Below are 11,672 nucleotides of genomic sequence, written 5' to 3' on the forward strand. Positions count from 1 at the left end.
TTCCGAACTACCCATGAACGCCCGCACCGAACCCGACGTGATCCAGACCGCCCTGCAGCACGCCATCAGCGAGCAGCACCACCTGAGCAACGCTCACCTGGACGCGCTCGAAGAAGAGACCATCTTCATCCTGCGCGAGGTGGCTGCCGCCTTCGAGCGCCCGGCGCTGCTCTTCTCCGGCGGCAAGGACTCGCTGGTCATGCTCAAGTGCGCCGAGAAAGCCTTTGGTGCGGGCCGCATTCCCTACCCGCTGCTGATGATCGACACCGGTCACAACTTTCCCGAGGTGACCGACTTCCGCGACCTGCGTGCGAAGGAACTGGGCGCCGAGTTGATCGTGCGCTGCGTGGAAGATTCGATGGCACGCGGCACCGTGCGACTGGCCCATCCCGAAGAGAGTCGCAACGTGCACCAGTCGGTCACGCTGCTCGAAGCCATCGACGAGTTCCGCTTCGACGCCCTCATTGGCGGCGCGCGGCGCGACGAGGAGAAGGCGCGCGCCAAGGAACGCATCTTCAGCCACCGCGACAGCTTCGGCCAGTGGCAGCCCAAGGCCCAGCGCCCCGAGCTCTGGACGCTGTTCAACACCCGCCTGCAGCCGGGCGAACATTTCCGCGTGTTTCCCATCAGCAACTGGACCGAGCTCGACGTGTGGCAGTACATCGCCCGCGAGAACATCGCGCTGCCTTCGATCTACTACACCCACCAGCGCGAGGTGGTGGACCGTCGCGGCCTTCTTGTGCCGGTGACCGGGCTCACGCCACCGCGCGATGGTGAGACCGTGCAGGTGCGCGACGTGCGTTTTCGCACCGTGGGCGACATCACCTGCACCTGCCCGGTGGAAAGCCGCGCCGCCACTGCGGACGACATCGTGATCGAGACCCTGGCCGCCGAAGTGAGCGAGCGTGGTGCCACGCGCATGGACGACAAGACGTCCGACGCCTCCATGGAAAAACGCAAGAAAGACGGGTACTTCTGATGACCACCATTTCATCCGTTCGGGCCGAACCCGTTCAAGCCCTCGTGAAGGACACCCGCTCAGCCCTGCGCCTCATCACCTGCGGCAGCGTGGACGACGGCAAGAGCACGCTGATCGGGCGCCTGCTGGTCGACAGCAAAGCCGTGCTGCAGGACCACCTGGCCGGCGTGCAACGCCAGGGCCAGACCGATCTGGCGCTGCTCACCGATGGCCTCTCTGCCGAGCGCGAGCAGGGCATCACCATCGACGTGGCCTACCGCTACTTCAGCACCGAGGCGCGCAAGTTCATCATTGGCGATGCACCGGGCCACGAGCAATACACCCGCAACATGGTGACCGCGGCCTCTAGCGCTGACGCCGCCGTGGTGCTGGTGGATGCCACCAAGCTCGACTGGGCTTCTGCGGACCTGAAGCTGCTGCCCCAGACGCGCCGCCACAGCCTGTTGCTGAAATTGCTGCGCGTTCCCTCGGTGGTGTTTGCGGTGAATAAGCTCGACGCCGTGGCCAACAGTGCCACCGCCTTCGCCCACATCGGTGCGGCATTGCGCCAGTTCGCGCAGCAGGCGGGCATCCCCGTGACCGCCATCGTGCCCATCTCGGCCCTCAAGGGCTGGAACGTGGTCGATGCCAGCGAAGAGCCGCAGTGGTGCGGCTACACCGGTCCAACGCTGCTGCAGATCCTGGAAGGCCTGCCCGTGACAGCGCCCGACACCACGCTGCCGTTCGCTTTCGCAGTGCAGTGGGTGGAGAAATTCAGCAGTTCGTCGGACACCTCGCAAGGCAGGCGCGTGTTCTGGGGCCGCGTGGCCACAGGTGGCGTGCAGCCCGGCCAGCCGGTGCGCATCATGCCCAACGGCCAGACCGCCGTGGTTGCCCAGGTGCTCAACCATGTGCGCCAGCCGCAGGCCGTGCTGGCCGGCCACAGCGCCGGCATCGTGCTCGACCGCGAGGTCGACGTCTCGCGCGGCGACTGGCTGCTGTCGCATGATGAAGACGAAGCCCACGACACCACGACCGGCAGCCGCGAACTGCGCGCCACCGTGGCCTGGCTCGACGACGAGACCCTGGTGCCCGGGCGCGTCTACTGGGCGCTGCACGGCCACCGCTGGGTCAAGGCCAAGATCAAGCGCATCGTGCACCGTCTGGACATCCACACCCTGGCCGAAGAAGACGCCACACAGCTCGAACCCAACGCCATCGGCCACATCGAACTGACGCTGCAGGAGCCCCTGGCCACCCTGCCTTTCGAGCGTTCGCGCGCCCTGGGTTCGCTGGTGCTGGTGGACACCGCCAGCCACCGCACCGCCGGCGCGCTGCTGGTGCTCTGAGCACGGGCAAGGCCTTTAACTTGCATCGAGGCCAGGGACATACCCCGGCCTCATCCTCCCGGAAACCCTAAAATCCGGGATTCCCCTGATTCCGATCATCACCATGACCCACGTTGTCACCGAAGCCTGCATCCGCTGCAAATACACCGATTGTGTGGACGTGTGTCCCGTCGACTGCTTCCGCGAAGGCCCCAACTTCCTCACCATCGACCCGGACGAATGCATCGACTGCGCGGTGTGCATCCCCGAATGCCCGGTGAGCGCGATCTATGCCGAGGAAGACCTGCCCAAGGACCAGCAGCACATGATCGTGCTCAACGCGGAACTGGCGCGCCTGCCCGGCTGGAAGAGCATCACCAAGCGCAAAGCCCCGCTGCCCGACGCCGACGACTGGAAAGACCGCACCGACAAACTCTCCGAACTCGAACGCTGAACCCGCGCGCCATGGCCCATTCGAGCGTTCACGAAGGCGCCATCGAGACCGATGCGGTCATCGTGGGCGCCGGACCGGTAGGCTTGTTTCAGGTGTTCGAGCTGGGCCTGCTGGAGATCAAGGCCCACGTGATCGACTCCCTGGCCTGCCCCGGTGGACAGCCCGTGGAGCTCTACCCCGACAAGCCCATCTACGACATCCCCGGCATTCAGGTCTGCACGGGCCAGGAGCTCGCCGACCGGCTGCTGGCGCAGATCAAGCCCTTCGGCGCTACGTTTCACCTGGGTCAGGAAGTGACGATGGTCGAGAAGCAGGACGATGGTCGCTTCTTCGTGGCCACATCCAGAGGCACCACTTTTCTCACCAGGACGCTTTTCATTGCCGCGGGTGTGGGTGCCTTCCAGCCACGCAAGCTCAAGCTGGATGGCCTTGAAGCATTCGAAGGCACTCAACTCTTCCACCACGTCACGAATCCCGCCGACTTCGCCGGCAAACATCTGGTCATTGCCGGCGGTGGCGATTCCGCGCTGGACTGGGCGATCGAGTTTGCGAAACCCGACAGCCCGCATCGCGCACAGAGCATCACCCTCGTCCATCGCCGCGACGGTTTCCAGGCCGCCCCCGCAAGCGTTGCCCGCATGCGCGAACTCTGCGAGCGCAAGGACATGCAGTTCATCGTGGGCCAGCCCACCGGTTTCGAGACCGACCAGGCCGGTCGGCTCAGCAGCCTGAAAGTGACCGACCCCGATGCCGTCACCCACACGGTGCCACTGGACGCCCTGCTCGTCTTCCTCGGCCTCTCCCCCAGGCTCGGACCCATCGCGGACTGGGGCCTGGACATCGAGCGCAAGCAGCTCGTGGTGGACACCGAGAAATTCTCCACCAGTATCCCGGGCATCTTCGCCGTGGGCGACATCAACACCTACCCCGGCAAGAAGAAGCTCATCCTCTGCGGCTTCCACGAATGCGCGCTCGCCGCCTTCGGCGCCATGCCGCTCGTGTTTCCGAACCGGCCCGTCCAGCTGCAATACACCACCACCAGTCCGCGGCTCCACAAGGTGCTGGGCGTGGCACCGCCTGTGGGCGACTGAGGCAAGAACGAGCGAGGCAAAACCGAGGCAAGAAAAAAGCCCCTGGGCCCTATGACCAAGAGGCTTGTTTCATTCTGGAATTTCTGGCTCCCCGACCTGGACTCGAACCAGGGACCTGCGGATTAACAGTCCGTCGCTCTACCGACTGAGCTATCAGGGAACAGCCTCGAATTATAGCGTCGTTTTCGGACGCTCCCGGACAGGCGGCATTTTTCTGCTCACCCTGCTGAATCGAATTCAGGAGATGCGCTGCTGTCCAGCCGTGGCTCCAGATCTTCGTCGGTGCGCAGCAACCCCAGAAGTCCCATGCTGCCGACAGCAATCGCCATGGTCGACAGGGGCTCCCATATCGGCTCGCGGAAGCCCAGCGCCAAAGCCAGATAGAAGCCAGCGACAACTGCGACGAACAGCGCAATTCCGAAGATGCAGAACTCGACAGCGGCTCTCATGCGTGGCCTCCGTGAAGGGATGGAAAGGCCGAATTTTCAGAGGCTCGGTTCGTCGATGCTGTAGGACAACCGCGCGATCGCAGCCCGATCACTCCTGAGCGATTGCCCGGCCAATGGCGCGGAACACGGCATCTCGCTCTTCGCGAGAGTCGGGGTCCGACGATTTGGGCCACACTGCCGTGTGCACCACCACCAGGTCCAGCGCAGGCACCACATAGATCGCCTGACCATACACACCCAACAGCATGAATCCACCGTTGAACAACCAGAACTGATACCCATAGCCGAAACGAGGGCCTGGCTCGTTCAACCGAAAACCGGGTGGCTGCTGATCTGGATCCGTGGCCCTTTTAAGGAAAGCCTCCGGGACGATCTGCGTTCCGTCGCGACGACCTCCCAGGGCGAGCAGTCGGCCTAACCGAGCGTAGTCCCGGGTGGTGGCGTTGAAGCCGCCGCCACAGTACTCGATGTCTTGCCATCCCACCAGCCAGGCTCCGTCGGCCTGTGCTCCCAGCGGTTGCCACAACCATTCGGATGTGAGGTCTGCCACCGTGCGTTGGGTCGCGCCTTTGAGCACGTGGCAAAGCACCTGGGTCTCACCGGTCGAGTACTTGAATCGTGTACCCGGCTCTGCATCCATCGGGCGACGCCTGGCAAGCACCTGGGTGGGGTTGCCGCCTGCGTAAATGCGAAACAAGGCACCCCAGAGCTCGGCCACATCGTCCCGGCCTCCGTAATCTTCTACCCAGCGCACTCCCGAGCCCATTTGCAGCAAATGGCGAATGGTGATGCCGCCATAAGCGCTGCCCGCCAGTTCCGGAGCATAAGCTTCTGCTTTGTCGTCCAGCGAGCGAATCAGCCCACGCTCTTCGGCGATGCCCACCAGCAAGGCTGTGACGCTTTTGGCCATGGAGTACGACGCAAACCGTTGATCTGCCGTTCTGCCGTATTGATACTTCTCCAGGCGCACCTGTCCGCGGTGCAAAACCAAAAAGCTGGTGACGCGGCGCCGCTCGAAATACTCGGCCAGTGGAACCTGGCTGCCACGCAACGCGTAGGCAATGGCCGGCAATTCCTTGCCCGGTGGCAGATCCCACACAGGCCCCGCCTTGGCACTCGGTCGGCTCGGGAAGATTTCGGGCATGGCGCTGTAGCTGCCCACCTTGTACCGCTCAGCGGTCACCTGCTGCGGGCTACCTCTGGGATATCCGGCATCGCGGCCCAGAAGTTCTTCGTCCGGTGCGGCCTGCAGCCCGGGCGTGGCAAGGAAAAGGAACACGGACGAAAGTTGCACGAAGGTTGAACGCAATCCCATGCCCATCTCCCCGGAAAATCGACCGATCGCGTGTGCATCGTATCGAGGGTCCTCTATCTCGGGTGAGATTTTTTCGTGACGTCGTCAATCGACACGGACGTTCTTCGATTGAGCAGCGTGTGCGATCATCGCCGCGGCACACGACCACATTCATTTCCCGATGCGCAGAAGCACTGACCTCAACATCCTTTTCGACATCGATGCGCGACCTCCCTATCCGAGGCGGCTCGCACATCTCTGTGTGTTCATGAAGTCGGAGAGCAAGGCATGATCCGTGCGCTCTTCTGGCTCAGCGTGATAGGCATCGGTATCGCATCGCTGGTGCCGGTGGCCATGCTCCCGCCACAACCCTTCAACATCTGGGACAAAGCCCAGCACACACTTGCCTTTGCCTGGTTGGCTGTGCTCGGCCTGCTCTCATACCCAAAGCATGCACCTCGTGTCGCCCTTGGGCTGCTGTTGTTTGGCGGTGTCATCGAACTGGCCCAGGCCGCCACCGGATGGCGCTACGGCGAGTGGGCCGACCTGGCTGCAGACGGGGTAGGCATTGGCCTGGGTGCCGCCGTCTGGCTGCTCCTGAGCCGCCACAGGGCCATCCGGGCTTGAAGCAAACGGGCCGCCGCGCACAATAGCGGCATGACCCAGACCCCACCCACCCGCGCTTTGCCCTGGCTGGAGCCAGGCCAGGCTTTTCCGCCGGTGGAAAGTGCCTGGGGCGCCAACGACCCGGCACCCGGCCTGCTCGCAGCGGGAGGCGTGCTGGACGTCCCCACCCTGGTCGCAGCCTATTCGCGTGGCGTATTTCCCTGGTACAGCGCGGGCCAGCCCATTCTGTGGTGGAGCACCGACCCGCGCATGGTGCTGGAAACGCGCGCCTTCCGGCTGCACCGATCCTTGCGAAAGACCATCCAGCGGTACCTGCGCGAAGGGCGCCTGGAGATCCGCTTCGACGATGAATTCGAACGCGTCATCCGCGCCTGCGCCCACACCCCGCGCGAAGGCCAGACCGGCACATGGATCCTGCCCGCCATGGTGGAGGCCTACGTTCGCCTGCACGATGCGGGCATCGCTCACAGCGTCGAAACCTGGATTGACGGCGAACTTGCTGGCGGCCTTTACTGCATTAACCTCGGCAACATGGTGTATGGCGAATCCATGTTCAACCGCCGGAGCAATGCCTCGAAGATCGCGCTGGCGGCGCTAGTGGCGTTCTGTCGCAACCAAGACCTGCCCCTGATCGACTGCCAGCAGGACACGGCGCATCTCGCTTCGCTGGGCGGGAGCCTGATGCCGCGCGATGCGTTCTGCGCCCACGTGCGCACGGCATTGCTCCACCCCGCACCCAACTGGAAATTCTCGCCCGTATACTGGCAGGAACTCCTCTTCGACGACGGTCGTCTCGCGTGACCCATCTCAAAGAACTCCCCCTTCAGGCGCTGCAGTTTTACGCCACGGCACCCTACCCGTGCAGCTACCTGCCTGACCGCCAGGCCCGTTCCCAGGTCGCCACCCCAAGTCACCTCATCCACAACGACGCCTACTCGGATCTCGTCACGCACGGCTTCCGGCGCAGCGGCATGTTCACCTACCGCCCGTACTGCGATGGCTGCCAGGCCTGTGTGCCCCTGCGCGTACCCGTGGCGCAGTTCCAGCCCAACCGCAGCCAGCGGCGGACCCAGGCACAACACGGTCGTCTGCAGACCCGCGTGCTCAAGCTGTGCTTCATCCCCGAGCATTACCAGTTGTATCTCCGTTACCAGAACAGCCGCCACGCAGGGGGCGGCATGGACCACGACAGCATCGACCAGTACACCCAGTTCCTGCTGCAAAGCCGCGTCAATTCCCGACTGGTCGAGTTCCACGAGCCGGCCACGGGGGATGAGCCGGCGAAGCTCAAGATGGTGTCCATCGTCGACGTGCTCAACGACGGACTCTCCGCGGTCTACACCTTCTACGAGCCAGACGACAAGGCCAGCTACGGCACCTACAGCGTGCTCTGGCAGATCGCGCAGGCCAAGGCGCTCGACCTGCCGCACGTCTACCTGGGTTACTGGATCAACCAGAGCAGCAAGATGAACTACAAGGCAGGTTTTCACCCGCACGAGTTGCTGGTCGAAGGTCACTGGACCCCGTCGGCGTGATACCCCAGAAGGGTTTAAACCCCGTTTAGCGGGCTTTGATTTCATCTTGTAAAATCGCGGCAACCCACCGCACCCATGACCAAACGATCTGAAACCCTGGCCAGCACGCCCACCGTTCAGGTGATCGAACGCATGTTCAATCTGCTGGAGGTGCTCGCCTCACGAGAGGATCCGGTCTCGCTCAAGGAGATCAGCGAGAAAACCGGCCTGCATCCCTCCACCGCCCACCGCATCCTCAACGACCTGACCATTGGCCGTTTCGTGGACCGCCCCGAGGCGGGCAGCTACCGTCTCGGCATGCGGCTGCTCGAACTGGGCAATCTCGTCAAAGCACGCTTGAGCGTGAGAGATGCTGCGCTGCTGCCCATGCGTGAGCTGCACAAGCTCATCCAGCAACCCGTGAACCTGAGCGTGCGCCAAGGTGACGAGATCGTGTATGTCGAGCGCGCGTACAGCGAACGATCCGGCATGCAGGTGGTACGCGCCATCGGCGGGCGGGCACCGCTGCACCTCACCTCAGTGGGCAAGCTGTTCCTGGCCGACGACGAGCCACCACGTGTGCGCGCCTATGCCACACGCACCGGTCTTGCCGGAAACACGCGAAACAGCCTCACACAACTCCCCACGCTGGAACGTGAGCTGGCGCAATGCCGCCAGGCCGGCCTGGCGCGCGACAACGAAGAACTGGAGCTGGGGGTGCGCTGCATGGCAGCCGGCATCTACGACGACCAAAGCAAGCTGGTGGCGGGTCTGTCGATTTCTGCGCCAGCGGATCGAATCGACGAGAACTGGGTGCCCAAGCTGCGTTCAACTGCGGCTGAAATCTCGGCCGCACTGGGCTGCCCGAAGGTTCCTGTCCCCGCAGCCGCGCGCTGACGCGAGCCAATCAGCCTTGCGGCTGGTGCCGAGCCAGCGGCTGCGTGGTATCGGTCTGGACTTCCACCCAACGGCGCACACGCTCGGCGTCCTGCATGCGGCTGACCTTGCCGGCCGAATCCAGGAACACCATGATCAACTGCCGGCCGGCCACCTTGGCCTGCATCACGAGGCAACGGCCTGCCTCCGAGATGTAGCCGGTTTTCTGAAGGCCGATCTCCCAATCCGGGTTCTTGATCAGCCGGTTGGAATTGTTGTAGTGCAGCGTGCGGCGGCCGAGCTCGACCTCATAACCGGGCGAGGTGGAGAGGCTGCGCAGGATGGGGCGGTGGTAAGCAACGGACACCAGCGTGGCAAGGTCCCGCGCACTGGACTGATTTAGGCTGGACAGGCCCGTGGGCTCCACATAGCGCGTGTCGGCCATGCCCAGGGAGGCTGCCTTCTGGTTCATCAACCGCACAAATTGCTGCATGCCACCGGGATAGGTGCGACCCAGCGCGTGCGCCGCGCGGTTCTCGCTCGACATCAACGACAGGTGCATCAACTCACCCCGGCTCAGGGTCGTGCCTACGGCCAGGCGTGACCGGCTCCCCTTGAAGGTGTCGATGTCATCGCCAGTGATGGTGATCATCTCGTTCATGTCCAGCTCCGCATCGGCTATCACGAGTCCGGTCATGAGCTTTGTGAGCGAAGCAATCGGCAGCACGGCCGAATCGTTCTTGCTGAAAAGCACTTCGTTGGTCTGCTGGTCGATCACCAGTGCCACACTGGAATTGAGCTCGAGTGGATCGTCGTTGCCTCGCAGGCCAAGTGTTTCACCCATCGATGGACGGTGCACAACGGCGGCACGAACCACGCTGGGACGTGAGGTCGATCGTTGCTTGACGGAAACCTTGTGCATCGACGTGGCCTTTCCAGCGGCCATCTGCATCTTCACACGCTTGTTGCTGGTGCCAGCGGCTTTCACGGTTTTTTGCGCTGGAGCCTTCGACACTTTGGCTTCGGATTTGCGCTTGGCCACCGTCTTGCGTGGTGTGGTCTTCTGCGCTGTGGAGGATTTCTTGGCCTTGGCGACCTTCGATGGGCTGTTCGCTGCCTGGGCGACGGTAGGTAGGGTGGATACGGCCAGACCAGTGACCAAGGCCATTCCCAGGAGAATTTTCTGAAACCGAACGATACCCATGACCATGAACTCCACTCCAGCTAGATGCACCACGCTGGAGCGGAGTATAGACAAGCAGAAAAAAACTAGCAATATCAAATGCTTGTAAAGTCTTCTTCAGTGATCAGTAGAACAGATGCTACTTTCGGCATCATTTCTTTCCTTCACGAAGCAGAATTCATCAAGTACTTGATTTCAAAGGTCTTTATTTACCCCTGAGCGGCAACGCGGTCGGCCTTGCTGTGCAGCTTGTTCAAAGCGCTCAGGTAAGCCTTGGCAGAGGCGACAACAATGTCCGGGTCGGCGCCCACCCCATTGACCACCCGGCCACCGTGCTGCAGGCGAACCGTCACCTCACCCTGGCTCTCGGTCGAACCACTTGTGATGGCATTGACCGAATACAGCACCAGTTCGGCGCCGCTTTTGACGTGGTTCTCGATCGCTTTCAAAGAAGCGTCTACTGGCCCGTTTCCATCGCTCTCACCCTGAATCTCGTGGCCGTCGACCGTGAACACCACATTGGCATGCGGCCGTTCACCCGTCTCACTGCGTTGCTTGAGCGAGACCAGACCGTACTGCTCCTTCTCCGCCGTCACGCTTTCGTCGCTGCACAAAGCCAGGATGTCTTCGTCGAAAATCTCGCTCTTGCGGTCGGCCAGTTCCTTGAACGCGGCGAAGGCGGTGTTGATCTCGCTCTCGGACTCCATCTCGATGCCCAGATCCTGCAGGCGCTGCTTGAAAGCATTGCGCCCGCTGAGTTTGCCCAGCACGATCTTGTTGGCGCTCCATCCCACGTCCTCGGCCCGCATGATTTCGTAGGTGTCGCGGGCCTTGAGAACGCCGTCCTGGTGAATGCCGCTGGCGTGGGCGAAGGCGTTGGCCCCCACCACGGCCTTGTTGGGTTGCACCACGAACCCGGTGGTCTGGCTCACCATGCGGCTGGCCGGCACGATCTGGGTCGCGTCCACACCCACATCGAGAGCAAAGTAATCGCGACGGGTGCGCACCGCCATCACGATCTCTTCCAGTGAACAGTTGCCCGCGCGCTCGCCCAGGCCGTTGATCGTGCACTCCACCTGGCGTGCCCCACCAATCATCACACCAGCCAGCGAGTTCGCGACCGCCATGCCCAGATCGTTGTGGCAATGAACCGACCAGATGGCCTTGTCGGAGTTGGGCACGCGCTCCCGCAGGTTTCGAATGAACTCGCCGTACAGTTCGGGAACGGCATAGCCTACCGTGTCGGGAATATTGAGCGTCGTTGCCCCCTCCTTGATGACCGCCTCGAGCACACGGCAGAGGAAGTCCGGGTCGCTGCGGTAGCCGTCTTCGGGGCTGAATTCGATGTCGTCCACCAGATTGCGCGCAAAGCGCACCGACTGTATCGCCTGCTCCAGCACCTGATCGGGCGTCATGCGGAGCTTCTTCTCCATGTGCAGCGCGCTGGTGGCAATGAATGTGTGGATGCGGGCACGGTTCGCGCCTTTGAGCGCTTCAGCCGCCCGGGCAATGTCACGGTCATTGGCTCGCGCGAGTGAGCAGACCGTGGAATCCTTGATGGTGTTGGCAATGGCGTGCACACAATCGAAGTCGCCATTGGAACTGGCGGCAAAACCTGCCTCGATCACGTCCACCTTCAGGCGTTCCAGCTGACGGGCGATGCGCAGCTTCTCGTCCTTGGTCATGGAGGCGCCGGGCGACTGTTCGCCATCGCGCAAGGTGGTGTCAAAAATGATCAGTTTGTCGCTCATCTCAATGCTCCGGTGTGTCGCCTTGTGGGCGGCTCTTAGATAAACCTGCAGTTCCAAAACAAAACGGCCCGCTGCAGGTGCAAACGGGCCGTTTTGTGGGAAATCGCTCGCGCGTTACCAGACCTGCCCGTGTCGGACACCCAGTAG

Annotated in this window: 12 protein-coding genes and 1 tRNA gene; 8 read left to right on the plus strand and 5 right to left on the minus strand. The window is 62.7% G+C overall.

Annotated features, from left to right (window positions below; genetic code table 11):
• Positions 1–13: 13 nt before the first annotated feature.
• From cysD to ACTIF6_RS07265, 4 genes are all read left to right on the plus strand, one after another.
• Positions 14–979, plus strand: a complete 966-nt coding sequence (gene cysD / locus ACTIF6_RS07250) for a sulfate adenylyltransferase subunit CysD (RefSeq protein ID WP_439587295.1) — start codon at positions 14–16, stop codon at positions 977–979.
• Positions 979–2,307: a sulfate adenylyltransferase subunit 1 gene (locus tag ACTIF6_RS07255; RefSeq protein WP_439587296.1), complete on the plus strand. Its 1,329-nt coding sequence runs from the start codon at positions 979–981 to the stop codon at positions 2,305–2,307. The genes cysD and ACTIF6_RS07255 overlap by 1 nt, the downstream gene beginning before the upstream one ends.
• Before the next feature lie 103 nt (positions 2,308–2,410).
• Positions 2,411–2,740: a ferredoxin FdxA gene (fdxA, locus tag ACTIF6_RS07260; RefSeq protein ID WP_439587297.1), complete on the plus strand. Its 330-nt coding sequence runs from the start codon at positions 2,411–2,413 to the stop codon at positions 2,738–2,740.
• An 11-nt stretch (positions 2,741–2,751) separates the two neighbouring features.
• Positions 2,752–3,831: an NAD(P)/FAD-dependent oxidoreductase gene (locus ACTIF6_RS07265; protein ID WP_439587298.1), complete on the plus strand. Its 1,080-nt coding sequence runs from the start codon at positions 2,752–2,754 to the stop codon at positions 3,829–3,831.
• Positions 3,832–3,915: 84 nt separating this feature from the next.
• On the opposite strand, the gene ACTIF6_RS07270 is transcribed toward ACTIF6_RS07265, so the two are convergent.
• From ACTIF6_RS07270 to ACTIF6_RS07280, 3 genes are all read right to left on the minus strand, one after another.
• A tRNA-Asn gene (locus tag ACTIF6_RS07270) sits at positions 3,916–3,991 on the minus strand.
• Between the two features lie 58 nt (positions 3,992–4,049).
• Positions 4,050–4,280: a hypothetical protein gene (locus tag ACTIF6_RS07275; RefSeq protein ID WP_439587299.1), complete on the minus strand. Its 231-nt coding sequence runs from the start codon at positions 4,278–4,280 to the stop codon at positions 4,050–4,052.
• An 88-nt stretch (positions 4,281–4,368) separates the two neighbouring features.
• Complete coding sequence (locus ACTIF6_RS07280) at positions 4,369–5,424, minus strand: serine hydrolase domain-containing protein (RefSeq protein WP_439587300.1); 1,056 nt, start codon at positions 5,422–5,424, stop codon at positions 4,369–4,371.
• 438 nt (positions 5,425–5,862) lie between these two features.
• Here ACTIF6_RS07280 and ACTIF6_RS07285 point away from each other — a divergent pair, with 438 nt between their 5' ends.
• The 4 genes from ACTIF6_RS07285 (at position 5,863) to ACTIF6_RS07300 (ending at position 8,612) form a co-directional block, all read left to right on the plus strand.
• The gene (locus ACTIF6_RS07285) at positions 5,863–6,201 is read left to right on the plus strand and encodes a VanZ family protein (protein ID WP_439587301.1); all 339 of its coding nucleotides are present in this window, start codon (positions 5,863–5,865) and stop codon (positions 6,199–6,201) included.
• Between the two features lie 30 nt (positions 6,202–6,231).
• Positions 6,232–7,002, plus strand: a complete 771-nt coding sequence (gene aat, locus ACTIF6_RS07290) for a leucyl/phenylalanyl-tRNA--protein transferase (protein WP_439587302.1) — start codon at positions 6,232–6,234, stop codon at positions 7,000–7,002.
• On the plus strand, positions 6,999–7,736 hold the full coding sequence (locus ACTIF6_RS07295) for an arginyltransferase (RefSeq protein WP_439587303.1): 738 nt from the start codon (positions 6,999–7,001) through the stop codon (positions 7,734–7,736). Before aat ends, ACTIF6_RS07295 begins: the two co-directional genes overlap by 4 nt.
• 75 nt (positions 7,737–7,811) lie before the next feature.
• The gene (locus ACTIF6_RS07300; RefSeq protein ID WP_439587304.1) at positions 7,812–8,612 is read left to right on the plus strand and encodes an IclR family transcriptional regulator; all 801 of its coding nucleotides are present in this window, start codon (positions 7,812–7,814) and stop codon (positions 8,610–8,612) included.
• A gap of 10 nt (positions 8,613–8,622) precedes the next feature.
• Here the strand turns inward: ACTIF6_RS07300 and ACTIF6_RS07305 are convergent, their stop codons facing one another.
• The gene (locus ACTIF6_RS07305) at positions 8,623–9,759 is read right to left on the minus strand and encodes a serine hydrolase (RefSeq protein WP_439587305.1); all 1,137 of its coding nucleotides are present in this window, start codon (positions 9,757–9,759) and stop codon (positions 8,623–8,625) included.
• Between the two features lie 224 nt (positions 9,760–9,983).
• Positions 9,984–11,525 (minus strand): 2-isopropylmalate synthase, encoded by a 1,542-nt coding sequence (locus ACTIF6_RS07310; RefSeq protein WP_439587306.1) that lies wholly within the window; start codon positions 11,523–11,525, stop codon positions 9,984–9,986.
• Between the last annotated feature and the right edge of the window lie 147 nt (positions 11,526–11,672).

This window comes from Hydrogenophaga sp. (assembly GCF_051860785.1).
GTDB lineage: Bacteria > Pseudomonadota > Gammaproteobacteria > Burkholderiales > Burkholderiaceae_C > Hydrogenophaga.

What these genes read in the sequence shown, in the direction of transcription:
- ACTIF6_RS07255 (WP_439587296.1), top strand. Translation starts at nt 979, where the DNA reads ATGACCACCATTTCATCCGTTCGGGCCGAACCCGTTCAAGCCCTCGTG.
- aat (WP_439587302.1), top strand. Translation starts at nt 6,232, where the DNA reads ATGACCCAGACCCCACCCACCCGCGCTTTGCCCTGGCTGGAGCCAGGC.
- fdxA (WP_439587297.1), top strand. Translation starts at nt 2,411, where the DNA reads ATGACCCACGTTGTCACCGAAGCCTGCATCCGCTGCAAATACACCGAT.
- cysD (WP_439587295.1), top strand. Translation starts at nt 14, where the DNA reads ATGAACGCCCGCACCGAACCCGACGTGATCCAGACCGCCCTGCAGCAC.
- ACTIF6_RS07305 (WP_439587305.1), bottom strand. Translation starts at nt 9,759, where the DNA reads ATGGCCTTGGTCACTGGTCTGGCCGTATCCACCCTACCTACCGTCGCC.
- ACTIF6_RS07265 (WP_439587298.1), top strand. Translation starts at nt 2,752, where the DNA reads ATGGCCCATTCGAGCGTTCACGAAGGCGCCATCGAGACCGATGCGGTC.
- ACTIF6_RS07285 (WP_439587301.1), top strand. Translation starts at nt 5,863, where the DNA reads ATGATCCGTGCGCTCTTCTGGCTCAGCGTGATAGGCATCGGTATCGCA.
- ACTIF6_RS07275 (WP_439587299.1), bottom strand. Translation starts at nt 4,280, where the DNA reads ATGAGAGCCGCTGTCGAGTTCTGCATCTTCGGAATTGCGCTGTTCGTC.
- ACTIF6_RS07300 (WP_439587304.1), top strand. Translation starts at nt 7,812, where the DNA reads ATGACCAAACGATCTGAAACCCTGGCCAGCACGCCCACCGTTCAGGTG.
- ACTIF6_RS07310 (WP_439587306.1), bottom strand. Translation starts at nt 11,525, where the DNA reads ATGAGCGACAAACTGATCATTTTTGACACCACCTTGCGCGATGGCGAA.
- ACTIF6_RS07280 (WP_439587300.1), bottom strand. Translation starts at nt 5,424, where the DNA reads ATGCCCGAAATCTTCCCGAGCCGACCGAGTGCCAAGGCGGGGCCTGTG.